This is a genomic window from Pantoea sp. USHLN256, from assembly GCF_037149875.1.
Lineage (GTDB): Bacteria > Pseudomonadota > Gammaproteobacteria > Enterobacterales > Enterobacteriaceae > Pantoea > Pantoea nemavictus.
Genome location: NZ_JBBCQO010000001.1, coordinates 358,171 through 380,266 on the forward strand (window position 1 = coordinate 358,171; position 22,096 = coordinate 380,266).

The window sequence follows — 22,096 nt, forward strand, 5'->3', positions numbered from 1 at the left end:
TTTCGCGATGGTTTTCGTAGTGTATAAAATGTTGAAAAAGATGCAACAAAATCCCGGCTGGTCGAACCACGATTTTGCGTTATTCTGCGGTGTTTACCGCAGATAAAGCAAATGTTTTCGTGATTATCAGACCATGTACATGCCGCCGTTGACATGAAGCGTCTCACCCGTGATGTAGGCTGCTTCGTCAGAGGCTAAGAATGCAACAGCATTGGCAATCTCCTGCGGGTCACCTAAACGACCTGCAGGAACTTCTGCCAAAATACCCGAACGTTGATCTTCGTTCAGTGCACGCGTCATGTCCGTCTCAATAAAGCCCGGAGCCACGACGTTTACAGTAATGCCACGTGACGCAATTTCTCGCGCCAGTGATTTGCTAAAGCCAATCAAACCTGCTTTTGCTGCCGCATAGTTTGCCTGACCCGCGTTACCCATGGTCCCAACTACAGAACCGATGGTAATGATACGGCCCACGCGTTTTTTCATCATGGCACGCATAACCGCCTTAGAAAGACGGAAGACCGATGTTAGGTTGGTATCAAGGATATCCGCCCATTCATCGTCTTTCATGCGCATCAACAGATTGTCACGCGTAATGCCTGCATTATTGACTAAAATGTCCACTTCGCCAAATTCGGCGCGAACTTGTTCGAGGACGCTCTCAATTGAGGCTGCATCAGTGACGTTCAGCAGCAGGCCTTTGCCCTTGTCGCCGAGGTAAGCACTGATTGCTTCTGCACCGCTTGCACTGGTGGCGGTTCCCACCACTTTTGCACCGCGCGCAGCCAGCGTTTCCGCAATGGCGCGACCGATACCACGGCTTGCACCGGTAACCAGCGCTACTTTACCTTCAAAGCTCATGTTTTTCCTCTTATTCCTGTGTAAGCGCCGCACTCAGTGAAGCAGAATCGTTCACGGCAGCGGCACTCAGGCTATCCACAATACGTTTGGTCAGACCGGTCAGGACTTTGCCTGGACCGATCTCCAGCAGCTGTTCTACGCCTTGCGTAGCAATAAATTCGACCGCTTCGGTCCAGCGCACTGGGCTATACAGCTGACGTACCAGCGCGCTTCGAATCGCAGCGCCGTCGGTTTCACACTTCACATCAACGTTATTAACCACCGGTACGACAGGTGCGTTAAAGGTGATAGTTTCCAGCGCAACCGCCAGTTTATCGGCAGCCGGCTTCATCAGCGCGCAATGTGACGGCACGCTTACCGGCAATGGCAGCGCACGTTTGGCGCCAGCAGCTTTACACGCTGCACCTGCACGCTCAACCGCTTCTTTATTACCGGCGATCACTACCTGACCTGGCGAGTTGAAATTGACCGGTGAAACCACCTGGCCTTGCGCACTCTCTTCGCAGGCTTTACGAATGGACGCATCGTCCAGACCAATAATAGCCTGCATTGCGCCCGTGCCTTCTGGCACCGCTTCCTGCATTAATTTGCCACGCAGCTCAACCAGTTTAATTGCATCCGCGAAGTCGAGTACACCAGCACAAACCAGTGCAGAATACTCACCAAGGCTGTGACCAGCCATCAGCGTTGGCTGCGTTGCGTTCTTGCTCTGCAACACACGATAGATAGCAACTGAAGCTGCCAGCAACGCAGGCTGCGTCTGCCAGGTTTTATTCAACTCTTCAGCCGGTCCTTGCTGGACTAACTGCCATAAGTCATAACCCAGCGCGTCAGAAGCTTCACGGAAAGTGGCTTCAACCTGCGGATTTTCGGCAGCCAGCTCGGCTAACATGCCGACAGTCTGCGATCCCTGTCCTGGGAAAACATAAGCAAATTGCGTCATCTTTCGTTCCTGTCAATCAAAAGCGAACCAGTGCAGAACCCCAGGTGAAACCACCACCAAAGGCCTCCAGCAAAATCAGTTGTCCCGGCTTGATACGGCCATCACGCACCGCTTCATCCAGCGCACTTGGCACGGAAGCGGCTGAGGTATTGCCGTGGCGATCCAGCGTGACCACCACTTTCTCCATGCCCATGCCCAGCTTTTTGGCGGTGGCGCTAATTATGCGCAGGTTCGCTTGATGCGGCACCAGCCAGTCGAGCATTTCACGATCGAGATTGTTGGCTTGCAGGGTTTCATCAACAATGTGCGCCAGTTCAGTTACCGCCACTTTGAAGACTTCATTGCCCGCCATCGTCAGATAAGCCGGCTCATCCTGATGGGCACGATCCTGATACGGCAGCGTTAACAGCTTGCTGTAACGGCCATCGGCGTGCAGATGAGTGGAAAGGATGCCTGGCTCTTGGCTCTGGCTCAGCACTACAGCGCCCGCGCCATCACCGAACAGAATAATGGTGCCGCGATCGTTGGGATCGAGCGTACGTGCTAACACGTCTGCGCCGATCACCAGAGCATGTTTAACGACACCATTCTTGATGTATTGATCGGCAACGCTCAGTGCATAGGTGAAGCCCGCACAGGCAGCGGCCAAATCGAAAGCGGCGCAGTCATTGATCTCCAGCATTTGCTGGATCATGCATGCAGAACTTGGGAAGGCATGGCTGGAGGACGTCGTGGCCACAATGATCAGGCCAACGTCGCTCGCATTCACACCCGCCATTTCCAGCGCGCGTTGTGCTGCGGTGAAGCCCATGGTGGCGACCGTTTCATCCGGTGCTGCAATGCGGCGCTCACGGATGCCGGTACGGGTAACAATCCACTCGTCCGTCGTCTCGACCATTTTTTCCAGATCCGCGTTAGAGCGAATCTGCTCAGGCAAATAGCTGCCCGTACCGATAATTTTGGTAAACATCTACGCTTTGTCACTCCTGGCTAATACAGTGTCAAGGCGCGCCGCAATCCTCTCTGGGACTTGCCTTCGCACCGTCTGCTCTGCCTGCTCTATCGCCACGGCAAATGCACGTTGATTCGCCGCACCGTGGCTTTTGATCACTGTCCCGCGCAATCCTAACAGACAAGCGCCATTGTACTGGTCGGGGTTGAGGTGGCCGAAACGCTTTGCCAGGCGCTTTTGAATCCAGCGCCCCAACAATTTTAGCCACCAGGCCCGTTTTTTTCCTTCCTCTGATGATTTCAGCAGAGAGAGGAACATTCTTACCACGCCTTCCATGGTCTTCAACGTGACATTACCCACGAAGCCATCACAGACCAGCACATCCGTCTTGCCGGTGAGGAGATCGTTCCCCTCAAGATAACCAATATAGTTGATTTGCGGTGACGCTCGCAGCACCGCAGATGCGGCGCGGATTGTTTCCAATCCTTTAGTCTCTTCCTGACCAATATTCAGCAACGCCACCCGCGGCTGGGCGATCTCCAGCACTTCTTCGGCCATCACTGCGCCCATAATCGCAAACTGCACCAGCATGGCGCTGTCAGATTCGACGTTGGCACCGAGATCCAGCACCACCGTTTTGCCATGTTGCTGATGCGGTAAAACCGTCATCAGCGCCGGACGATCTATGCCATCCAGCGGTTTTAATAACATTTTCGCCAGCCCCATCAACGCGCCGGTATTTCCCGCACTGACACAGGCTTGCGCTTTACCCTCTTTCACCAACTCTAACGCCACACGCATTGAACTGCCGCGGCTGTTACGAATTGCCTGAGAGGGTTTGGCATCACTTGCAATAACCGATTCGGCAGGAATAACCTGCACACGCCTCTGTAACGAGGAATCCGCTTTGGCAAGAAATGACGAGATGATGTCGGGATCACCGACCAGAAGAAGAACCAGCTCCGAATGAGAGGCCAGTGCCTGCAAGGCTGCAGGCACTGTCACGCAGGGACCGAAATCCCCGCCCATGGCATCAACTGCCAGGGTCAAACGTGTCAAGGTATCGCCTTGTGTAATCGCGAGGATTACTTGGTGATAACCTTGCGACCGCGGTAGTAACCATCCGCAGTGATATGGTGACGCAGATGAGTTTCGCCAGAAACTTTATCTACTGACAGAGCAGCAGTGGTCAGAGCATCGTGTGAACGACGCATACCACGCTTAGAACGGGTTGGTTTATTCTGTTGTACGGCCATGGACCTTACTCCTATTACTTACGCTTTAAACTGGCTAATACGGCAAACGGATTTGGTTTTTCTGCCTCTGGAGGCAATTGACCAAATACCATGTCCGCGTCGGACACTTCACAGTGTTCAGAATCATGCACCGGAACCACGGGCAGCGCGAGGATGAGTTCATCTTCGATCACCGCCAGCAAGTCGATCTCACCAAAATCATTGACATCAACTGGCTCGTAGGCTTCCGGTAGTGCTTCGGCCTGTTCATCAGAAGAGACAGGACTGAAGCAATAGCTTACGTGAACATGACGTGGAAACGACTGGTTGCAGCGTTGACATGACAGAGTCACCTGCACTTCGGCTGTTCCTTGCAGAACGGCGAGGCGCTGGTTGTCAACCGCAAACGACATATCGCATTCAACTTCACTGTCCACACTCACGACCGTTTCGGCCAAGCGCGCCACCAATTCAGGTGCATAAACACCATGATAATCAAGGCGTTTTTGCGCGGCGCGGACCGGATCGAGCGTCAGGGGTAATTTTACCTTTTGCATAGGGCGCGCATATTAACTTTGTAACGTCATAGAGTCAAAGAAAAAGGCCGGTTTACGGCATCTTTCACCCGTTAGTCGCATCCAGTGCGGCGCATAGTTTAAAATGACTGTCATCTTTACGCTATCTATTCTGAAAAAAAATGATGACACCTTTGGTATTAGCTTCAACCTCCCCTTTTCGTCAGGCGCTGCTGAACAAATTGGGCCTGCCTTTTATTACCGCTGCGCCCGATTGTGACGAAACACCGCTGATGGATGAATCGGCACCCGAGCTGGTGCAGCGTCTGGCGTTAGCCAAGGCAGAGGCGCTTGCTGGACATCATCCCAATAGCTGGATTATCGGTTCCGATCAGGTCTGCGTGTTAAATGGCGAGATTACCGGCAAGCCGCATACCGTAGAGAACGCCTGCCGTCAGCTCGCTGCTGCCAGCGGCAACGCCATAACCTTTTATACCGGGCTGGCGCTGATACAACCGCAGAGCGGCAAACGGTGGGTTATTTGCGAACCTTTTACTGTCCATTTCCGTCAGTTAAGTGCAGAAGAGATACGCGGTTATGTGGAGAAGGAGCAGCCGCTGCAATGCGCAGGTAGCTTTAAAAGTGAGGGATTAGGGATTTGTTTGTTCGATAAACTGGAAGGACGCGATCCCAATACCTTAATTGGCTTACCGCTGATTGCTTTGAATGAGATGCTAAGAGCGGCGGGCATCAACGCGCTATGTTGATGCCCGCGTAATCAGGCTTTTTTCTGGCGCAGCTGTGCCAGGCAGTGCTTCAGTGCGCCATCCAGTGGCGCCTCCATCCGCAGCACTTCTCCGGTGTTTGGATGGGTAAAAGTCAACGCGGCGGCATGCAGGAACAGCCGAGATAAGCCGGTCGAACTAAGCTGCGCGTCAAATTCGCGATCGCCATAGCGATCGTCAAAAGCGATGGGATGTCCGCCATGCAGCGTATGGACGCGGATCTGATGCGTACGCCCCGTCACCGGGCTCGCTTTAACCAGGGTCGCAAAGCCGAAGCGCTCTTCAACCTTAAAGCGCGTCTCGGAGGGCTTACCCTCAGCACTCACGCGCACTACGCGCTCACCACTCTGCAAAATATTCTTCAGCAGTGGTGCCTGCACCACTTTCAGATGCGATGGCCAGTCACCGCGCACCAGCGCCAGATAATCTTTCTGCATGCCCTTCTCGCGCAGTTGCTCATGCAGCGAACGCAGCGCCGAGCGCTTCTTCGCCACCAGCAAGATGCCAGAAGTATCGCGATCGAGGCGATGCACTAACTCGAGAAAACGCGCTTCCGGACGCAACGCGCGCAATCCTTCAATTACGCCAAAACTTAATCCGCTGCCGCCGTGCACCGCCGTACCGGAGGGTTTATTCATCACCATCAAATAGTCATCTTCATACAGAATGGCGTTGGTCAGAGCCGCAACTTTATCCAGCTTTGGTGAAACGGTATTTTCCTCGCGCTCGGCAACCCGCACTGGCGGAATGCGCAGCTCGTCGCCATCCTCCAGCTTATATTCGGGTTTCACGCGTTTTTTGTTCACCCGCACTTCACCTTTACGCAAAATGCGATAAATCATGCTTTTTGGCACGCCCTTGAGTTGGGTGCGCAAAAAGTTATCAATACGTTGTCCGGCATTTTCAGCCGTAATGGCGACATACTGTACGCCGGGATTCTCTGTTTTCATGGCGGCGATTCTAATTAGTGTCCCTGGATAGCGCCACCCCTTTTTCTGTGCTTAACTCTCTCTTTGTCGCGTCACGAAACGTTGAAAATGGCGACATTTTCAACGATGCGATGATTAGCCCTGCAAATGAACAGGTTAAGGATGAATAAACTTCTCAGCTTGGCAAAAGTCGCCTTGCTATATGTTGGTGAGCAATGGAATAATGCAGGTGTTTCTGCCCTGGAAAGATTCAGGCAGGAAAAAGAGCGAAATAAGTCATTTTGCCGGATTGAACGGACACGCAGCAATGGCGTAAGACGTAATGTTAAATCAGGCACTTAGCGGGCTGCGGGTTGCGGCCTGGACGACAGACTAGGATGAGTGGATTTTTGAATACTCTGTAACACTTCCACCTTCAGGCGCTGGATTTCCTTATGAAAAACAGGCCACCGACAAGATTTGCGCCCCTTTAGCCGCCGACAACCGTGAGGTTGACGTCTGTGCATTAAGACACGGGGTCATCGGTTGATTCTCGTCCAGGGTAACGATGCCCGCAGCTACATCACTCATGTGAGAATAACGAGTAAGTCACGATGAAAAGAATGTTAATTAACGCAACTCAGCAGGAGGAGTTGCGCGTTGCCCTGGTTGATGGACAACGTCTGTACGATCTGGATATTGAAAGTCCTGGACACGAACAGAAAAAAGCCAACATATACAAAGGTAAAATCACCCGCGTTGAGCCCAGCCTTGAAGCAGCGTTTGTCGATTACGGTGCTGAACGTCACGGTTTCCTCCCTCTGAAAGAAATTTCCCGCGAATACTTCCCTGCCAACTACAACGCACATGGTCGTCCGAATATTAAAGATGTGCTGCGTGAAGGCCAGGAAGTTATCGTTCAGATTGATAAAGAGGAGCGCGGTAATAAAGGAGCAGCACTGACTACCTTTATTTCGCTGGCCGGTAGCTATTTGGTATTGATGCCGAACAACCCTCGTGCTGGCGGTATTTCTCGCCGTATTGAGGGTGACGATCGTACCGAGTTGAAAGAAGCCCTTTCCGCACTGGAACTTCCAGATGGCATGGGTCTGATTGTTCGCACCGCGGGCGTCGGTAAATCTGCCGAATCGCTGCAGTGGGATCTCAGCTTCCGTCTGAAGCACTGGGAAGCGATCAAGAAAGCGGCAGACAGCCGCCCAGCACCTTTCCTGATTCATCAGGAGAGCAACGTTATCGTCCGTGCCTTCCGCGATTATCTGCGTCAGGATATTGGTGAAATCCTCATCGATAACCCGAAAGTTCTGGAAGTGGCGCGTCAGCACATTGCTGCGCTAGGCCGTCCCGACTTTAGCAGCAAAATCAAACTGTACACCGGTGAAATCCCGCTGTTCAGCCATTACCAAATTGAATCGCAGATTGAATCTGCCTTCCAGCGTGAAGTGCGCCTGCCGTCAGGCGGCTCGATTGTTATCGATAGCACCGAAGCGCTGACCGCCATCGATATTAACTCCGCACGTGCTACGCGCGGCGGTGACATCGAAGAGACCGCGTTTAATACCAACCTGGAAGCGGCCGATGAAATCGCTCGCCAGCTGCGTCTACGCGATCTAGGCGGCCTGATTGTTATCGACTTTATCGATATGACGCCAGTGCGTCACCAGCGCGCCGTCGAGAACCGTCTGCGTGAAGCCGTGCGTCAGGATCGTGCACGCATCCAGATTAGCCACATTTCACGCTTCGGTTTGCTGGAGATGTCGCGTCAGCGCCTCAGCCCGTCACTGGGTGAATCCAGTCATCATGTCTGCCCACGCTGTAGCGGTACCGGCACCATCCGTGATAACGAATCGCTGTCGCTGTCTATTCTGCGTCTGATTGAAGAAGAAGCGCTGAAAGACAACACCAAAGAAGTGCATGCGATCGTGCCGGTTCCGGTGGCCTCTTACCTGCTGAACGAAAAACGTGATGCGGTGAGCGCCATCGAGAAACGTCAGGGCGGCGTGCGTGCCATCATCGTGCCAAACGATCAGATGGAAACGCCACATTACTCTGTACTGCGTGTCCGCACCGGTGAAGAGACGCAAACCCTGAGCTACCATCTGCCAAAACTGCACGAAGCGGAAATGGCGCTGCCTTCTGAAGAAGAGCACGCTGAGCGTCGTCGTCCGGAGCAGCCAGCCCTGGCCGCCTTCGCGATGCCAGATGCGCCGCCAGCACCGGTTGAAGTGGTGAAAGAGACACAGCCAGCGCCAGCCGTTGAAGCGAAAGCCAAACCTGCTGTTGCCGCACCTGCAGTGACCAGCACCGGCTTCGTTGCACGCCTGCTGAACGGCTTGAAGAAACTGTTTGCCGGCGATACGCCTGCTGTGGCTCCGGCTGAAACTCAGCAAGAGACGCCAGCGGCTGTTGAAGCGGAAAATACGCAACAGCGTGGCGAACGTCGCAACAATAACAACCGTCGTAATAATCGTCGTGAGCGCACACCGCGTAATGGCGAGAATGGTCAGGTGCGTGAAGGTCGCGAAGCGCGTGAACCACGCGAGCCGCGCGAAGCACGTGAGCCACGTGAAGCCCGCGAACCGCGTGACAATCAGGACAATCGTCGCAACAAGCGTCAGAACGAACCGCGTGAAGCGCGTCCTGTACTGAGCGATGAAGCACTTGAGCAACGTGATGAGCAGCAGCAACAGCGCCGCGAACAGCGTGCCGATCGCCAGCGTCGTCGTCAGGAAGAAAAACGTACTCAGCAGCAGGATCAGAAAGTCGCTGAACCGGTCGTTCAGGCTGACGTCGTAGACGAAAATGTTGCGCAGGAAGAAGAGCGTGTACAGGTTATGCCGCGTCGTAAACAGCGTCAGCTGTCACAACGCGTACGTGTGGGTGACACCGGTGAAGTCACCGCTGAAGCGCCAGCGCCAGTTGTGCATGAAGCCGCCGCTGAAACTGCACCACGTGCTCAGTACATCGAACATCCGGAAGCCAGCAATGACGAGCGAGATGATAGCGAGAACCGTGACAGCGCCAATATGCCACGTCGTTCACGTCGTTCACCGCGTCACCTGCGCGTAAGCGGCCAGCGTCGTCGTCGTTATCGTGACGAGCGTTACCCAACGCAGTCTGCAATGCCGCTGGAGTCTGCTGCAGCTTCGCCAGAAATGGCATCCGGTAAAGTGTGGGTTTCTTACCCGGTTGCGCAAGCGCAGGAAGAGTACACCACGCAAGATGCCATGCATGAAGTGTCGGATTACGGCTATCAACAAACCGCCGCCGTGGCTGAAACCGCTGCTGTTGAAACCGCTACGGTTGAACCAGCTGCTGTTGAACCAGCTACTGTTGAACCGGCCGTTGAGCAGGTTGCCGCTGAAGAAGCCGTGCATCAGGTTGAACCGCAGGCGCATACTGAGGTGCCGGTAGTGAACACTGATGACGTCACGCCGATTGCAGCGCCCGTCAACGAAGAACCATCAGTGATTTCTGCTGCTGATGAACAAGTTGCGCAGGAAACCGCAGCTGAAGCGGAACCGGCGGCCAGCGTTGAAGAAGCGCAGCCTGAAGTTAGCGCAGTGGCTGACGTTGTTGAGCAGGCGCCGGCTAATGTTTCGCCAGCAGTGGAAGCACAGGTTAAAGAAGTACTGGCTGCGCCAGTGGCCGCAGAAGCTGATGTCACACCGGTAACGGAACCGCATGCGCCGGTTGCGGCACGTGACACTGCGGTAACGACCGTTGAAACGCGCTTCAAACATCATGCTACCGCCCCGATGACCAAAGCACCGGCACCGGCATGGGAACCTGAACCGGCTCGTCATAGCGATTGGGTTCGTCCCGCGTTTGGCTTCGAAGGTCGTGGTTCTGCAGGTGGTCACAGCGCAACGCATCAGGCAACCGCTCCGGCTACCCGTCCGGAAAGCGCCTAAGCGTTAGCAAGTCAGTAAAATCGAACCCCGGCCAGTCCGGGGTTTTTTATTGCCTGCGATTGGCGGCGTTAGATTGATACCATAACTGACACTCCTACGTTTTTTTAGCTGAGTTTTTGTAGGGTGCGTATTCAAGCGCATCTGCATATGTAGGCCAATGATTGCCTGAGTGAGCGGCATGACGCCATTTGTGGCTACCCGAGCAGCAGGCAAAAAAAATCCCACAGCCCCGAAAGGCGGTGGGAGAAACTAAGCGCACCCGGTTAAAGTACGCTCAAATGTTCAGATCAATTACGAATTAAGCTGGAACAGCGACATCTGCGACATATCGGTGAAGGTCTTGTATGACGCCTGCAGGGCCGTCTGCTGCATGGTGTAGCTGGAAATCGCCGAGGTGTAGTCCACTTCAACCAGGTCACTCATCTGCGACGCCATAATGGTGTCACGATCGTCGCCCTGCGCATCCAACGTATCCAGTTCAGCCAGCTTGGTTCCCACGGCAGAGCGCACGGTCAACACATTGTTGAGTGAGTTGCTCAAGCCACGGTTAGTCTTGTCCAGTGCATCCTGGAAGGTCTGTTTAGTGGCATCATCAGCGTTATCCTGCGGGACTTTTAAAGCGGCAATTGCGCTATCCAGCATATTAAACAGGTTGGTTTCGCTAGGATCGCCGTTAGGCTCGGCTTTTGCGTTGCCGGTGATCGACATAAAGACCGAGTCGCCGGTATCACCCACTGTCATCGTGCGGCTGGAATCCACTTTCTGCGAAATGGCCTCGTTGCCGCCGGTATAGGTCACGCCGGTGCCAGAATCCGTGAAAGGTGCCGTATCGGTTTTGTAGCCGGCAAAAATGTAGCGGCCGTTGCCATCCTGGCTGTTTGCCTGGTTGAGTAACTGCGAACGGATGCCTTCTAACTGGGTGGCAATCGACGCGCGGTCATCATCACTCAGCGTACCGGTAGAACCATAAACAATCAGCGTCTGCGCATCCTGAATGCTGCCAGTGACACTGGAGAGCGCATTCTCTTCCATCGATAGACTCTGATCGGCGAAGCTGCGCGCGGTGGCATACTGGCTACTTTTTGCCTGTGACTGCGACAGCACGACCGAACGTGAAGCAGCAATCGGATCGTCAGAGGGATTGTTAACGCGCAGGCCGCTCGAAAGCTGCTCACCCACTTTTAACCAGGAAGCCTGGGAATCGGTAATTCCGCGTACCTGCTGGTTAAAAATCATATTTGTACTTAAACGCATGGACTTTTATCCTCTCTGCTTAGCCGCGGATGTTCATCAGCGCGCTGAAAATGGTGCTCGCTGTTTGCAGCACCTGCGCATTCGCCATGTAAAATTGCTGATACTTGGTCAGGTTGGCGTACTCCTCATCAAGGTTAACGCCCGATACGGATTGCTGACGATCGGTTAACTGATTGACCACGTTTTCCTGAGTGGTGCTGGCTGTCTCCAGCGAGCTGGTTTTGTTACCCACGGTGCTCACGATACTGGCGTAGGCTTGAGCAATGGTGGCATTGCCGTTGACCAGGTTAGCGTCCTGCAGATCCAGCATTTTTTGCGCGTTGGTGTTATCGCTTTCGCCGCTGGTGGCTGACGAGGCTGCTGCAATTTGCGACTCATCGGTAATCGCCACCGTCATGCCACCGATCACGTTCTGTACCGGTTTCACCAGGAAACTATCTTTTGCGCTCGCGCTACCGCTCACAGTGAGATCGAGACCATCAAAGCTCAACGTGGTATTGCCGCTGCCATCCGTTCCCTGCGTCGGGGTAATTTTCACGTTGTCCGACATGCGCGTCACAGACCAGTTGCTGCCGTCATAGCTCACGGTGTAGTTCGAGGCTTTTAACGCACTGCTGTCAGACCAGGCGGCGCTGACGGTTGCGCTGCCGGTATTCTTGCTATTGCTGACCACGGTAGGACTACCGATGGTGAAGAAATCGGTACCCTTGTCGCCGTTACTGTCGTAGCCCTGAGTCTGCACCGCGTTGAAGCTGGTGGTGAATGCAGCAGCCAGTTGGCCCAGCTGGTTCTGTGCGGTATCCAAATCCTGAGTACGGAATGCCAGTAAACCGCCTAGCGATCCGGTGGTCAGGGTTTTTTCCGGAATTTCGACATTACCCGCCAGCTTATCGACATAGCCCACAGTGGTGCGCGAAGGATCGCTGCTGGATGGCATTGCCACCAGCTGCGTGGTGTTTTTGCCGTTAACCAGCGTGGTGCTGCCCATGGAAACCACATAGCTCCCATCCTGCTGCGACACGCTGACGCCAACCACGTTATTCAGGTTATTTACTAACTGATCGCGCTGATCGAGCAGATCGTTAGGCGCCGCGCCACCGCCGGTGGTCAGCTTCGCAATCTGCGTATTAAGATCGGCGATCTGTTTGGTATAGGTATTAATCTGGTCAACGCTGGAGCCGATGTCGGTATTGACGCTGCTCTGCATATTGTTGAGATACTGCGCGGTGGTCTGGAACTGGTTAACCAGGCCTTGCGCATAACTCAGCATTGACTGGCGTGCCGACGGATCGTCCGCATTGCTCACCACGCTCTGCACGTTGGTGAAAAAGTTTTGGATCGACGTCGACAGGCTGGTGGTCGAGGTTGACAGCAAATCATCAATATTGGAGATCTGCGAGTACTGGGTGTTTACCGCGCTGTAGTTGGCGCTTGAGCCGCGCAGCTGCGCAGTAATGAACTGATCGTATTCACGTTGGACGCCGGTCACGTTGACACCATTTCCGTAGTAACTGCTGCCGGAGAGCGTGCTGTTGGCCTGGCTTAACAAAATAGTCTGACGCGAATAGCCCGCTACCGTGTAATTGCTGATGTTATTACTGGTGGTGCTTAATGCAGCCTGTGCGGCGCTCAGCCCACTCATCGCTGAGTTAATTATGCTGGACATCTCGGTTCCTTAATTTCCCGTTAACCGGGCTGGCAGTCATCAGTGCGATTGCGCGGGCGGAGAACGCCCGCGGCATGTGATTGTTATCGGCGTGCTTAAGTGAAACTTGAGGGCAAAAATCAGAACAAATCGGTGATATCGTTGCTGTACGCCTTCACCACTTTTTCGCCCATGTTTTTGAATTGTTGGATCATTCCCACCAATTTTTGCGCATACTTCGGATCGGTGGCGTAACCGGCGGCCTGCAGAGCACGGGCGCCCTGCTCGGCGCTTGGCGCATTCGCCACGGCGGCATAACGCGGATTACTGGAAAGCAGTTTGACGTAGTCGCTGAGCGCTTCCATATACGAACCATAGACACGGAAGCTGGCGCGCACTTTTTTCGCTTCGCCGCCTTCATATTCCGTGGTCATGATATCGGTGGTTTGCCCCTTCCAGTCGCCGCTCGCCTTGATGCCAAACACGTTGTAACTCGGTTTGCCATCGCGCGTCAGAATCTGACGCTGGCCCCAGCCTGATTCCAGCGCGGCCTGCGCCAGAATCAGGTGATGCGGAATACCACTCTTCTGGCTGGCGACCTGAGCCGGCTGCGCCAGTTGCGCGATAAAGTCGCTGCTGTCACTGGGCAAACTGCTCGGTGAAACTGGCAGACGTGGCACCGCTTTACGCACCATCTGCTCGAGCTGACTGGAGGGCAGATTGCTATAAATGAAGCTGTTATCCAACTTCATCGGCACCGTGCCCGCCGTTTCGTCTGGCTCCTGCGCGGGCTGCATCTGTTTAGCGATCAGATCCGCCATCCCCAGCCCGCGTTTCCCGATCTCCTGCGCAATCTGCTGATCGTACATTGAGGTGAAAAGCCGCGTCTGGTCATTGCTCAGCATGCCATCCTGCGGCAGCGCTGCGCGCATGCTCTTCATCATCATCTGCACAAACATCCCTTCAACCTGCTTTGCCACCTGCATCGCCTTCCCTTTCGGATCGGCGGCGGCTTCACGTTTTAGGTCGTTCAGTGAGCGGCTGTCATAGGCCGCATTCATCAGCGATTGCGTGTCGGTCATCAGATAATTTCCAGTTTGGCGCGTAAGCAACCTGCGCTTTCCATCGATTGCAGAATCGACATCAGATCAATCGGCGATGCACCGAGCGCATTAAGCGCACGCACCACGTTGTTGAGATTGGCGCTGGAGTTCACACGCTGTAGCGCGCCACCACTCTGACGCAGATCGATCTGGGTATTGTTGGTCGTCACGGTCTGACCACCGGCCAATGGCGTATCAGGCTGACTGACGTTCTGCTGCTGATTGACGGTAACCGACAGATTGCCCTGCGCTACGGCACAGGTGTTCAGCGTCACTTCGCGATTCATCACCACCGAACCGGTACGTGAGTTGATAATCACCTTGGCATCTTCCAGCGGTACCGAAACATCGAGGTTCTGAATCTCTGCCAGCAGTCGTACCTGCGAACTGTTATTTGGTGAGACGCGAATCTGCACGGTGCGCGCATCCAGCGGCTGCGCCGAGCCGATACCACGGCTGTTGATCGCGTCGGCGATACGCTGCGCCATGCTGAAGTCTTCATTATTCAGCTGCAGGTTAATGGTGTTCTGGCTACCGAAGTTGCTCTGCAGTTCACGCTCCACCGTAGCGCCGCCGGTAATACGGCCACCGTTGAGCTGGTTAACCTGCACGCTGCTGCCGCCGGCCGATGCACCGGCACCACCGACCAAAATGTTGCCCTGCGCCAGCGCATACACCTGGTTATCGACGCCTTTCATCGGCGTCATCAGTAGCGTACCGCCGCGCAAACTTTTGGCGTTACCCAGCGAGGAAACCACCACGTCGATGTTTTGCCCCTGACGCGCAAACGTCGGCAGCTTGGCGGTGACCATCACCGCCGCCACGTTTTTCAGCTGCATGTTGGTACCCGCAGGTACCGTAATACCGAGCTGCGAGAGCATGTTGCTAACGGTTTGCGTGGTAAATGGGGTTTGCGTAGTCTGGTCACCGGTGCCGTCGAGGCCCACCACCAAACCGTAACCAATCAGCTGGTTATCGCGCACGCCCTGCACCGAGGTGAGATCGCGGATGCGGTCAGCATGTGCCATTACGCTGAAACCGAGCAGCAAGCCCAGGCTCAGGCGGAGCAGAGTCGTCATAGTCATTCTTACTACCTCTTACATCGGCGAGACGTTCAGGAAGAAACGCTGGAACCAGCCCATCGTCTGCGCTTCATTGATATAACCGTTTCCGACGTACTCAATACGTGCATCGGCCACCTGTGTAGATAACACAGCGTTGCTGGCGCTGATGGTGCGCGGATTTACCACACCGGAGAACCGGATGAATTCGGTGCCCTGGTTAATTTCGATCTGTTTCTCACCCACTACGCGCAGGTTGCCGTTCGACAACACCTGATTCACGGTGACGGTGATGGTGCCGGTAAAGGTGTTATTCGCGGTCGCGCCGCCTTTACCTGCGAAGTCATTTTTGCCATTGGCATCAAGCGTGGCTTTTTCGCCACTCGCACCCAGCAGGCCACTCAGACCGGTTGGCACGCCCGTGACGCCTAAACTGTTGCTGCCATCGCGGCTGGCGTTGGCGGAGGAGCTTTTGCTGGCGCTGACGTTTTCCTGCAAGGTAATCGTCAATGTGTCGCCAATATTGCGTGGACGGCGATCCTCAAACAGCGGCTGATAGCCGTAGTTCAGCGGTGCGACGCCCTGAAAAATGGAACCGTTCACCACCGGCGGTGCGGATGGCGTCGGCTCAGCCGTTGTCGATCCTTGTACCAGTGGCGTGCGCGGTACCAGCGCACAACCGTTAAGAGTGAGTAGCAGCGTGGCTACCAACCAATGACCAGGCTTGAGAATCACTTGCTTCGCCACGGAGTTCTGACCTTATTCATGTTGCTTAATCAGGCCAGCTAAGCTGGCCCAACGACACCAGCCTTACAGCTGGGTTAATTTCGCCAGCATCTGATCGGAGGTGCTGATCGCCTTGCTGTTAATCTCGTAAGCGCGCTGCGTTTGAATCATGGTGACCAGCTCTTCCGCCACGTTGACGTTCGAGGTCTCCACATAACCCTGATACAGCAAGCCCGCGCCGTTCTGGCCCGGCGTGCTCTGCGTGGCTGCGCCCGATGCCTGGGTTTCCTGATAGAGGTTTTCACCCTGGCTATTCAGACCGGCATCGTTCATGAAGGTGCTCAGCGTCAGCTGACCAACCTGCGCCGGGTTGGTCTGGCCCTGCTGCGTCACGCTCACCACACCATCACGCGAGATGGTGATGCTGGTGGCATTGGCCGGAATGGTAATGCCCGGCTGCACTGGATAACCGGCGTTGGTTACCAGCTGGCCGTTCTGATCCACCTGGAACGAACCATCACGGGTATAGGCTGAGGTGCCATCCGGCATCTGCACTTCGAAATAACCCTGGCCGTTGATTGCCACGTCTTTCGAGTTGCTGGTCTGCGACAGGTTACCCTGCTGATGCAGACGTTCGGTGGTGACGGGACGCACACCGGTACCGATCTGCAGACCTGACGGCAGCGTGGTTTGCTCCGACGACTGCGTGCCCGGCTGACGCAGGGTTTGGTACATCAAATCTTCGAATACCGCGCGCGAACGTTTAAAGCCGTTGGTGCTCACGTTCGCGAGGTTGTTGGAGATGACGTCCATGTTGGTTTGCTGAGCGTCAAGACCGGTTTTGGCGATCCATAAAGAACGAATCATGGTGTTTTCCTTACGCCTTAGCTGCTCATGTTGAGCAAGCTGTTAGCTTTTTGTTCGTTTTCATCGACGTTGGAGATCACTTTCATCTGCATCTCAAAACGTCGGGCGTTGGCGATCATATCGACCATGGTTTCCACCGGCTTGACGTTACTGCCCTCAAGCACGCCAGGCATAACGCTCACCGTGGCATCATTGGCCAATGCGGCACCGCGCGTGGCCTGCGCCTGCTGGGTTGGGCGGAACATGCCGTCATCACCGCGCTGTAACTCTTTGGCTGTGGCACGTACCAGCTTCAGTTTGCCAATCTGTACCGTCGCGTTAGGCGCATCGCCAGCGTTACGCGAGGTGATGGTGCCGTCTGCCGCAATCGTCAGTTCGGAGCCTTGCGGTATGGCGATTGGACCGCCATCGCCCATCACGGGATTGCCCTGAATGGTCAAAATACCGGTTGAGCTGATCTGCATGTTGCCGTTGCGGGTATAAGCTTCAGAACCGTCAGCGGTACGCACCGCCAGCCAGCCGTCTTGCTGTACGCCCACATCCAGCGCACGGCCGGTGTTGTCCATCGCGCCGGGCGACATATCAGCGCCCGGCGTTGAAGCAGCAACCAGGGTACGCGTCGGCAGCGACCAGCCACTGACCGGCACGGCGCGCAACGCATTGAGCTGAGCACGGAAGCCCGGCGTTGAGGCGTTGGCGAGGTTGCTGGCGGTAACCGATTGCTGATCCAGCGTCTGACTGGCCGCGCCCATCGCGGTATATATTGCGTGATCCATAAAGCAATCCCCTTAGCGAATTAACGTAAGTTAACCAGGGTGTTAAGAATCTGGTCCTGAGTTTTGATGGTCTGGGCGTTAGCCTGATAGTTGCGCTGTGCCACGATCATGTTGACCAGTTCCTGGCTCATATCGACGTTGGATGCTTCCAGCGCGCCTGCCGTCAGGGAACCGTAGGTGCCGGTGTTGGCTAAACCGATAGCAGCCTGACCTGAAGAGCTGGTAGCGGACCAGACGTTGTCGCCTTCTGACTTCAGGCCTTCCGGGTTGGAGAAGCTAGCCAGCACAACCTGACCCAGCAGTTGGGTTTTCTGGTTGGAATAGGTACCAGTGATGGTGCCGTCATCATTGATGGCGTAGCTGGTGAGATCGCCCGGTGCGTAACCATCTTGCGTTGGGTTACCAAAAGTGGTGGTGCCGGTGTTCTGCTGCAGGCTGCCGGCCATGCTCAGGGAGATAACCTGCCCCGCAGCTGCGCCGTTGCTACCATCAATGGTCAGATTTACGCTGGTTGCGCCAGCCGTGCCGCCTAGGCTGGTCATATTGCCGCTGGCGTCGAAGCCCGCTGCAAAATCACCCGCACTTTTACCGGTGGTGGAGTCAATAGCATGCACCGACCAGGTATTATCCGCGGTTTTGACGTAATACAAATCCAGCGCGTGGTCGTTACCCTGCGAGTCATACACGGTCACGGTGCTTTTAGCGTTATAGGTATCCACGTTAGATGCATCGAATTTAGTGTCATCCAGCGCGGTGCTGGTGGAGTTCAGGTTAGCCACCTGCGTCGCGGTGCCAGTGGCACGGGCTGACATCTGGGTAGTCGGTACGCTCAGCGCCACCGGGTTAGCACCGGTCTGAATGGTTGGCGGCGTGCCGGTTGCCGGATAACCGGTGACGGATAAGCCTTGGGTATTCACCAGATTACGGTTTTCATCCAGCGTGAACTGGCCGTTACGCGAGTAGTAAACCGCGCCGCTGGTATCGGTCATACGGAAGAAGCCGTTACCGCTCAGTGCCACGTCCAGACCACGACTGGTGGTGGTGGTGGTACCGTCGTTAAAGTTCTGGATTACCGCGGCAACTTTAGTACCCATGCCGACGTTTGAACCGGCAAACATATCGGCAAACGAGATGGTGCTGGATTTGAAACCGGCTGTGGCGGAGTTGGCGATGTTGTTACCGATGACGTCGAGGTTACTGGAAGCAGCACTCAGACCACTCACCGCTTGTGAAAAAGACATAGTATTTCTCCTGCTAAAAGGTTAATCAGAGAATCTGACGAATTTCATCGAGGGTTGCGGAGCCCATAGTGCCGAGATCCAGTTTTGCGGTGTCATCCACGGTGCTCACGCCATTGACGTAGGCATAGTTCAGCGGTTGTGCCACCAGTTGGGTGCTGCCATTGCTGGCGGCCAGTGAAACGGTATATTTGCCATCTGGCGCGGTGCTGCCGTCGGTCAGGGTGCCGTCCCAAGAGAAGGTATGCACGCCCGCGGTCAATGCGCCCAAATCGATGGTACGAACCGTGGTGCCGCTGGCATCTTTAATGGTGGCGGTTGTGGCGGTGGATGCGCTACCAAGCTCCACACCAAATGGCGTGGTGGTGCCGCTGCCCACCAGAACCTGGCTTCCTTTGACCATTACGCCATGGCCAATCAGGGTCGCACTCTGCAACGATTGGCTTGAGCTAATCTGTCCGGAAATTGAACCCAGCGTGGTATTCAGCTTTTCAATGCCACTCAGGGTATTGATCTGTGCCAGCTGTGTTGTCAGCTGGCTGTTATCCATCGGATTGGTGGGATCCTGGTTTTTCAGCTGCGTCACCAGCATGGTCAGAAACTGATTCTGCAAATCTTGCGCGCTGTTACCCGTGCTCGAACTGCTGGAGGAGCTCAGTACCGTGGGGTCCAGTGACTCGTTAACACCTACTGCAATGCCCATCATGTCTCTCCGTTATTGACCCATGGTGAGGGTTTTCATCATCATTGACTTCACCGTGTTCAGCACTTCCACGTTGGCTTGATAGCTGCGCGACGCTGACATGGTGTTAACGGTCTCAGACACGACGTCAACGTTCGGCATCTTGACGTAGCCTTTCTGATCCGCCATCGGATTGCCTGGGTCATACACCAGTTTTGCCGGTGTCGGATCGTCAACCACGCCGGCGACTTTCACGCCGCCGGTGGCTGCGCCCTGCGCCGCATCGGTCTGGAAAATCACCTGCTTTGCCACGTACGGTTGGCCATCGGGCCCGGTTACGCTGTCGGCATTCGCCAGGTTACTGGCGCTGACGTTGAGGCGCTGAGATTGCGCTGTCATCGCAGAACCGGCGATATCAAAGATATTCAGCAATGCCATGCTTATTGCCCCTGCAGTACGCTCATCATGCCTTTGATCTGGCTACTGATGAGGGTGAGATCGGTTTGGTATTTCAGGCTGTTATCAGCAAACTGCGTACGCTCGCGATCCATATCCACGGTGTTGCCATCCGCGGCGGGTTGATCGGGAATGCGGTACATCAGATCCAGTGACGGCTGAGAGTTGGTTTGCGCTTCAATGTGGCGTGAGGACGTCACATTCAGCGCCAGGCTGCTGCCTTCGGCGCGACCGTTTTGCATCACCTTGCTCAGTTGGCTGGCAAAGTCGATATCCCGGGCCTGGTAACCTGGGGTATCGGCGTTGGCAATGTTTGACGCCAGAATTTCCTGACGCTGAGCACGTAGGTTTAACGCTTCAGTACCAAATCGCAGCGCGGCATCGAGTTTGTCGAGCATGCTTCCTCCGCGAATGAGAATTTTGAGCTGACAGCTTAAGTGGACAAAAGCAAGGGTGATCGTCTGAATAGCAGCAAAAATGACGGCTATTTTTGACATTGATTTTTTTGCGCAAGGCGTAGACTCAGTGCCATCTTCTCGTCAGGAGGCGTTATGCGCAGATATTCCACCTTGCTAACCACACTTTGGCTGGCACTGGCGCTACCCAGTCATGCTGCGGATCTCACCGCACAGTTGACGCAATTCTTTAAAGCGCGCGACCCGCAACATGCCGCCGGTATGACGGTGGTGGTGCGTACACCGCAGGCGCAATGGCCAAGCTGTGAAACCCCGGAGTTACAGCTGCCGGGCAACAGCCGCCAGTGGGGCAACATCAGCATTGCCGCCAACTGCGATCAAAATCGGCGTTTCTTGCAGGTGCAGGTGCAGGTCACCGGCCAATATCTGGTGGCGAGCCGTCAGGTAGCGCGCGGCAGCAATCTCAGCCCGGCGGACGTGCGTCTGGAAACCGGCCGCCTGGATGAATTGCCGGCACGCGCATTGATGGATAGCAGCGGCGTCATTGATGCAGTAGCACTGCGCGATATCCCGCCAGGACAGCCAGTGACCGCGACCATGGTGCGTCAGCCGTGGCGGGTGAAAGCCGGTCAAAATGTGATGGTGGTGGCGAGCGGAAACGGGTTTAATGCCAGCAGCGAAGGACGTGCGCTGAACAACGCCAGCGCGGCCCAAATGGTGCGCGTGAGGATGGGAAATGGTCAGGTTGTCAGTGGTCGCGTCGACGCGGATGGGAATATTCTGATATCGCTATAAAGCGTTAAAGAACCCTGTTGTTCTGCCGATAGAGATATCAACAAAGACATTACCCTATGCTGACTCAGTTGGCTGACCCCCAACTGACCTTACAGGAGCCTTACCATGAGCATCGACAGAACGCAGCCTACTAACCCGGTTAGCACTGTTCAAACACGCGACAACAACGATAACAGCGGCAAAGTGCGCCAGAGCGCCACGCCAGCAGCCAGCACCACCAGTGAAAGCGGTGCGGAAGTGAAGTTGAGCACCGCGCAGGCGCAGCTGATGCAGCCTGGCAGCAAAGATATTAATACAGCGCGCGTTGAGCAGCTGAAAACGGCCATTCGTAATGGCGAACTGAAAATGGATACCGGTAAGATCGCCGATGCGCTGATCGCCGATACCAAGGCGTATTTAGAGGGTAACTAATCCCAATGGACAATCTGCTGATCACCTTAGATAAAATGCAGGACGTGCTGGCTTCCCTAACCGTGATAATGGATGAGGAGCAGCAGCAACTTTCTGCCGGTCAGGTTAATGGCAACATGCTGCAGCGTATCTCCGAAGATAAAAGCGCGCTGCTGACGACGTTGAATTATCTGGACGAAATGCGCCGTAATACCGAGAAAACCCTTGGTACACAGGCGCCCTATGGTGATCACAGTGAACGCGAGATCCGCTGGACACGCATTCAGCAGCATACGCGCCGCCTGCGTGATACCAACACGCATAACGGGATTCTGCTGCAGCATCAGATTGGCTTCACCAATGAAGCCCTGGCGGTGTTGCGACCCCATCAAACTCAGGCATTTTACGGCCCGGATGGTTTAGGTAAAGGTCAGGCGACCTTGAGTCGTAAAGGGTAAAAACGCTGTTCGTGGCGTAATATTGCGGGTTTGATTAAGGCTGCCATCTTGCGGGATGGCGGCCTTTTTGTTTTGCTTTTAGACAGAAGGCATGAGAG

24 protein-coding genes are annotated in these 22,096 nt (G+C 55.0%); 6 read left to right on the forward strand and 18 right to left on the reverse strand.

All coding sequences use genetic code 11. The features are described from left to right. Window positions 1-126: 126 nt before the first annotated feature. From fabG to yceD, 6 genes are read right to left on the reverse strand one after another with little or no spacing between them, the layout of a single operon-like run. Window positions 127-861: a 3-oxoacyl-ACP reductase FabG gene (fabG, locus tag WFL93_RS01730; protein ID WP_007885776.1), complete on the reverse strand. Its 735-nt coding sequence runs from the start codon at window positions 859-861 to the stop codon at window positions 127-129. Between the two features lie 10 nt (window positions 862-871). Beyond that, window positions 872-1,804: an ACP S-malonyltransferase gene (gene fabD, locus WFL93_RS01735; RefSeq protein WP_336777135.1), complete on the reverse strand. Its 933-nt coding sequence runs from the start codon at window positions 1,802-1,804 to the stop codon at window positions 872-874. 16 nt (window positions 1,805-1,820) lie between these two features. Continuing rightward, window positions 1,821-2,774: a beta-ketoacyl-ACP synthase III gene (locus WFL93_RS01740; protein WP_007885779.1), complete on the reverse strand. Its 954-nt coding sequence runs from the start codon at window positions 2,772-2,774 to the stop codon at window positions 1,821-1,823. After that, window positions 2,775-3,815, reverse strand: coding sequence for a phosphate acyltransferase PlsX (gene plsX, locus WFL93_RS01745; RefSeq protein ID WP_180823414.1), 1,041 nt, complete (start codon window positions 3,813-3,815; stop codon window positions 2,775-2,777). A 26-nt stretch (window positions 3,816-3,841) separates the two neighbouring features. Continuing rightward, entirely contained in the window at window positions 3,842-4,012 is a 171-nt protein-coding gene (gene rpmF / locus WFL93_RS01750; RefSeq protein ID WP_007885783.1) for a 50S ribosomal protein L32, read from the reverse strand. 14 nt (window positions 4,013-4,026) lie between these two features. Then, the gene (gene yceD / locus WFL93_RS01755) at window positions 4,027-4,548 is read right to left on the reverse strand and encodes a 23S rRNA accumulation protein YceD (protein WP_007885785.1); all 522 of its coding nucleotides are present in this window, start codon (window positions 4,546-4,548) and stop codon (window positions 4,027-4,029) included. 143 nt (window positions 4,549-4,691) lie between these two features. Between yceD and WFL93_RS01760 the strand changes: the two genes are divergently transcribed. Further along, entirely contained in the window at window positions 4,692-5,273 is a 582-nt protein-coding gene (locus tag WFL93_RS01760) for a Maf family protein (protein WP_200902257.1), read from the forward strand. Between the two features lie 11 nt (window positions 5,274-5,284). Here the strand turns inward: WFL93_RS01760 and rluC are convergent, their stop codons facing one another. Next, window positions 5,285-6,241, reverse strand: a complete 957-nt coding sequence (gene rluC / locus WFL93_RS01765) for a 23S rRNA pseudouridine(955/2504/2580) synthase RluC (RefSeq protein WP_007885787.1) — start codon at window positions 6,239-6,241, stop codon at window positions 5,285-5,287. 141 nt (window positions 6,242-6,382) lie between these two features. On the opposite strand from rluC, the gene WFL93_RS01770 reads away from it, so the two are divergent. Together WFL93_RS01770 and rne are read left to right on the forward strand one after the other, a co-directional pair. Then, window positions 6,383-6,562: a hypothetical protein gene (locus WFL93_RS01770; RefSeq protein WP_152929112.1), complete on the forward strand. Its 180-nt coding sequence runs from the start codon at window positions 6,383-6,385 to the stop codon at window positions 6,560-6,562. 251 nt (window positions 6,563-6,813) lie between these two features. Continuing rightward, window positions 6,814-10,131 carry a ribonuclease E gene (gene rne, locus WFL93_RS01775; RefSeq protein WP_336777136.1) on the forward strand — a complete coding sequence of 1,106 codons (3,318 nt, stop codon included), beginning with the start codon at window positions 6,814-6,816 and terminating at the stop codon, window positions 10,129-10,131. 291 nt (window positions 10,132-10,422) lie between these two features. On the opposite strand, the gene flgL is transcribed toward rne, so the two are convergent. The 11 genes from flgL to flgB form a co-directional block, all read right to left on the reverse strand. After that, entirely contained in the window at window positions 10,423-11,385 is a 963-nt protein-coding gene (gene flgL, locus WFL93_RS01780; protein ID WP_049851095.1) for a flagellar hook-associated protein FlgL, read from the reverse strand. A gap of 19 nt (window positions 11,386-11,404) precedes the next feature. After that, window positions 11,405-13,051, reverse strand: coding sequence for a flagellar hook-associated protein FlgK (gene flgK / locus WFL93_RS01785; RefSeq protein ID WP_336777137.1), 1,647 nt, complete (start codon window positions 13,049-13,051; stop codon window positions 11,405-11,407). Window positions 13,052-13,170: 119 nt separating this feature from the next. Then, a complete protein-coding gene (gene flgJ, locus WFL93_RS01790) occupies window positions 13,171-14,112 on the reverse strand; it encodes a flagellar assembly peptidoglycan hydrolase FlgJ (RefSeq protein ID WP_336777138.1) in 942 nt (313 codons plus the stop codon). After that, window positions 14,112-15,218 carry a flagellar basal body P-ring protein FlgI gene (locus tag WFL93_RS01795; RefSeq protein ID WP_007885796.1) on the reverse strand — a complete coding sequence of 369 codons (1,107 nt, stop codon included), beginning with the start codon at window positions 15,216-15,218 and terminating at the stop codon, window positions 14,112-14,114. Before WFL93_RS01795 ends, flgJ begins: the two co-directional genes overlap by 1 nt. Window positions 15,219-15,230: 12 nt before the next feature. Then, window positions 15,231-15,941 (reverse strand): flagellar basal body L-ring protein FlgH, encoded by a 711-nt coding sequence (locus tag WFL93_RS01800; RefSeq protein ID WP_007885798.1) that lies wholly within the window; start codon window positions 15,939-15,941, stop codon window positions 15,231-15,233. Window positions 15,942-16,004: 63 nt separating this feature from the next. Further along, window positions 16,005-16,787, reverse strand: coding sequence for a flagellar basal-body rod protein FlgG (flgG, locus tag WFL93_RS01805; protein ID WP_007885801.1), 783 nt, complete (start codon window positions 16,785-16,787; stop codon window positions 16,005-16,007). Window positions 16,788-16,804: 17 nt separating this feature from the next. Beyond that, complete coding sequence (locus WFL93_RS01810; RefSeq protein WP_007885802.1) at window positions 16,805-17,563, reverse strand: flagellar basal body rod protein FlgF; 759 nt, start codon at window positions 17,561-17,563, stop codon at window positions 16,805-16,807. Between the two features lie 20 nt (window positions 17,564-17,583). Then, window positions 17,584-18,804 carry a flagellar hook protein FlgE gene (gene flgE / locus WFL93_RS01815; protein WP_049851091.1) on the reverse strand — a complete coding sequence of 407 codons (1,221 nt, stop codon included), beginning with the start codon at window positions 18,802-18,804 and terminating at the stop codon, window positions 17,584-17,586. Between the two features lie 25 nt (window positions 18,805-18,829). Continuing rightward, window positions 18,830-19,504: a flagellar hook assembly protein FlgD gene (gene flgD / locus WFL93_RS01820; RefSeq protein ID WP_049851090.1), complete on the reverse strand. Its 675-nt coding sequence runs from the start codon at window positions 19,502-19,504 to the stop codon at window positions 18,830-18,832. Between the two features lie 12 nt (window positions 19,505-19,516). Next, window positions 19,517-19,921, reverse strand: coding sequence for a flagellar basal body rod protein FlgC (gene flgC / locus WFL93_RS01825; RefSeq protein WP_049851089.1), 405 nt, complete (start codon window positions 19,919-19,921; stop codon window positions 19,517-19,519). A gap of 2 nt (window positions 19,922-19,923) precedes the next feature. After that, window positions 19,924-20,337, reverse strand: a complete 414-nt coding sequence (gene flgB, locus WFL93_RS01830; protein WP_007885812.1) for a flagellar basal body rod protein FlgB — start codon at window positions 20,335-20,337, stop codon at window positions 19,924-19,926. A gap of 153 nt (window positions 20,338-20,490) precedes the next feature. On the opposite strand from flgB, the gene flgA reads away from it, so the two are divergent. The 3 genes from flgA (at window position 20,491) to flgN (ending at window position 21,998) form a co-directional block, all read left to right on the forward strand. Next, the gene (flgA, locus tag WFL93_RS01835) at window positions 20,491-21,150 is read left to right on the forward strand and encodes a flagellar basal body P-ring formation chaperone FlgA (protein WP_007885817.1); all 660 of its coding nucleotides are present in this window, start codon (window positions 20,491-20,493) and stop codon (window positions 21,148-21,150) included. Window positions 21,151-21,255: 105 nt separating this feature from the next. Next, entirely contained in the window at window positions 21,256-21,561 is a 306-nt protein-coding gene (gene flgM / locus WFL93_RS01840; RefSeq protein ID WP_007885819.1) for a flagellar biosynthesis anti-sigma factor FlgM, read from the forward strand. A 5-nt stretch (window positions 21,562-21,566) separates the two neighbouring features. After that, entirely contained in the window at window positions 21,567-21,998 is a 432-nt protein-coding gene (gene flgN / locus WFL93_RS01845; protein WP_007885821.1) for a flagellar export chaperone FlgN, read from the forward strand. The last annotated feature ends 98 nt before the right edge of the window (window positions 21,999-22,096 follow it).

Coding starts and splice junctions, on each gene's coding strand:
- flgM (WP_007885819.1), top strand. CDS start 21,256: ATGAGCATCGACAGAACGCAGCCTACTAACCCGGTTAGCACTGTTCAA.
- flgN (WP_007885821.1), top strand. CDS start 21,567: ATGGACAATCTGCTGATCACCTTAGATAAAATGCAGGACGTGCTGGCT.
- WFL93_RS01810 (WP_007885802.1), bottom strand. CDS start 17,563: ATGGATCACGCAATATATACCGCGATGGGCGCGGCCAGTCAGACGCTG.
- WFL93_RS01770 (WP_152929112.1), top strand. CDS start 6,383: ATGAATAAACTTCTCAGCTTGGCAAAAGTCGCCTTGCTATATGTTGGT.
- flgD (WP_049851090.1), bottom strand. CDS start 19,504: ATGGGCATTGCAGTAGGTGTTAACGAGTCACTGGACCCCACGGTACTG.
- rluC (WP_007885787.1), bottom strand. CDS start 6,241: ATGAAAACAGAGAATCCCGGCGTACAGTATGTCGCCATTACGGCTGAA.
- yceD (WP_007885785.1), bottom strand. CDS start 4,548: ATGCAAAAGGTAAAATTACCCCTGACGCTCGATCCGGTCCGCGCCGCG.
- rpmF (WP_007885783.1), bottom strand. CDS start 4,012: ATGGCCGTACAACAGAATAAACCAACCCGTTCTAAGCGTGGTATGCGT.
- flgL (WP_049851095.1), bottom strand. CDS start 11,385: ATGCGTTTAAGTACAAATATGATTTTTAACCAGCAGGTACGCGGAATT.
- flgG (WP_007885801.1), bottom strand. CDS start 16,787: ATGATTCGTTCTTTATGGATCGCCAAAACCGGTCTTGACGCTCAGCAA.
- flgJ (WP_336777138.1), bottom strand. CDS start 14,112: ATGACCGACACGCAATCGCTGATGAATGCGGCCTATGACAGCCGCTCA.
- WFL93_RS01795 (WP_007885796.1), bottom strand. CDS start 15,218: ATGACTATGACGACTCTGCTCCGCCTGAGCCTGGGCTTGCTGCTCGGT.
- flgA (WP_007885817.1), top strand. CDS start 20,491: ATGCGCAGATATTCCACCTTGCTAACCACACTTTGGCTGGCACTGGCG.
- flgE (WP_049851091.1), bottom strand. CDS start 18,804: ATGTCTTTTTCACAAGCGGTGAGTGGTCTGAGTGCTGCTTCCAGTAAC.
- WFL93_RS01760 (WP_200902257.1), top strand. CDS start 4,692: ATGACACCTTTGGTATTAGCTTCAACCTCCCCTTTTCGTCAGGCGCTG.
- flgB (WP_007885812.1), bottom strand. CDS start 20,337: ATGCTCGACAAACTCGATGCCGCGCTGCGATTTGGTACTGAAGCGTTA.
- fabG (WP_007885776.1), bottom strand. CDS start 861: ATGAGCTTTGAAGGTAAAGTAGCGCTGGTTACCGGTGCAAGCCGTGGT.
- WFL93_RS01740 (WP_007885779.1), bottom strand. CDS start 2,774: ATGTTTACCAAAATTATCGGTACGGGCAGCTATTTGCCTGAGCAGATT.
- flgC (WP_049851089.1), bottom strand. CDS start 19,921: ATGGCATTGCTGAATATCTTTGATATCGCCGGTTCTGCGATGACAGCG.
- flgK (WP_336777137.1), bottom strand. CDS start 13,051: ATGTCCAGCATAATTAACTCAGCGATGAGTGGGCTGAGCGCCGCACAG.
- rne (WP_336777136.1), top strand. CDS start 6,814: ATGAAAAGAATGTTAATTAACGCAACTCAGCAGGAGGAGTTGCGCGTT.
- fabD (WP_336777135.1), bottom strand. CDS start 1,804: ATGACGCAATTTGCTTATGTTTTCCCAGGACAGGGATCGCAGACTGTC.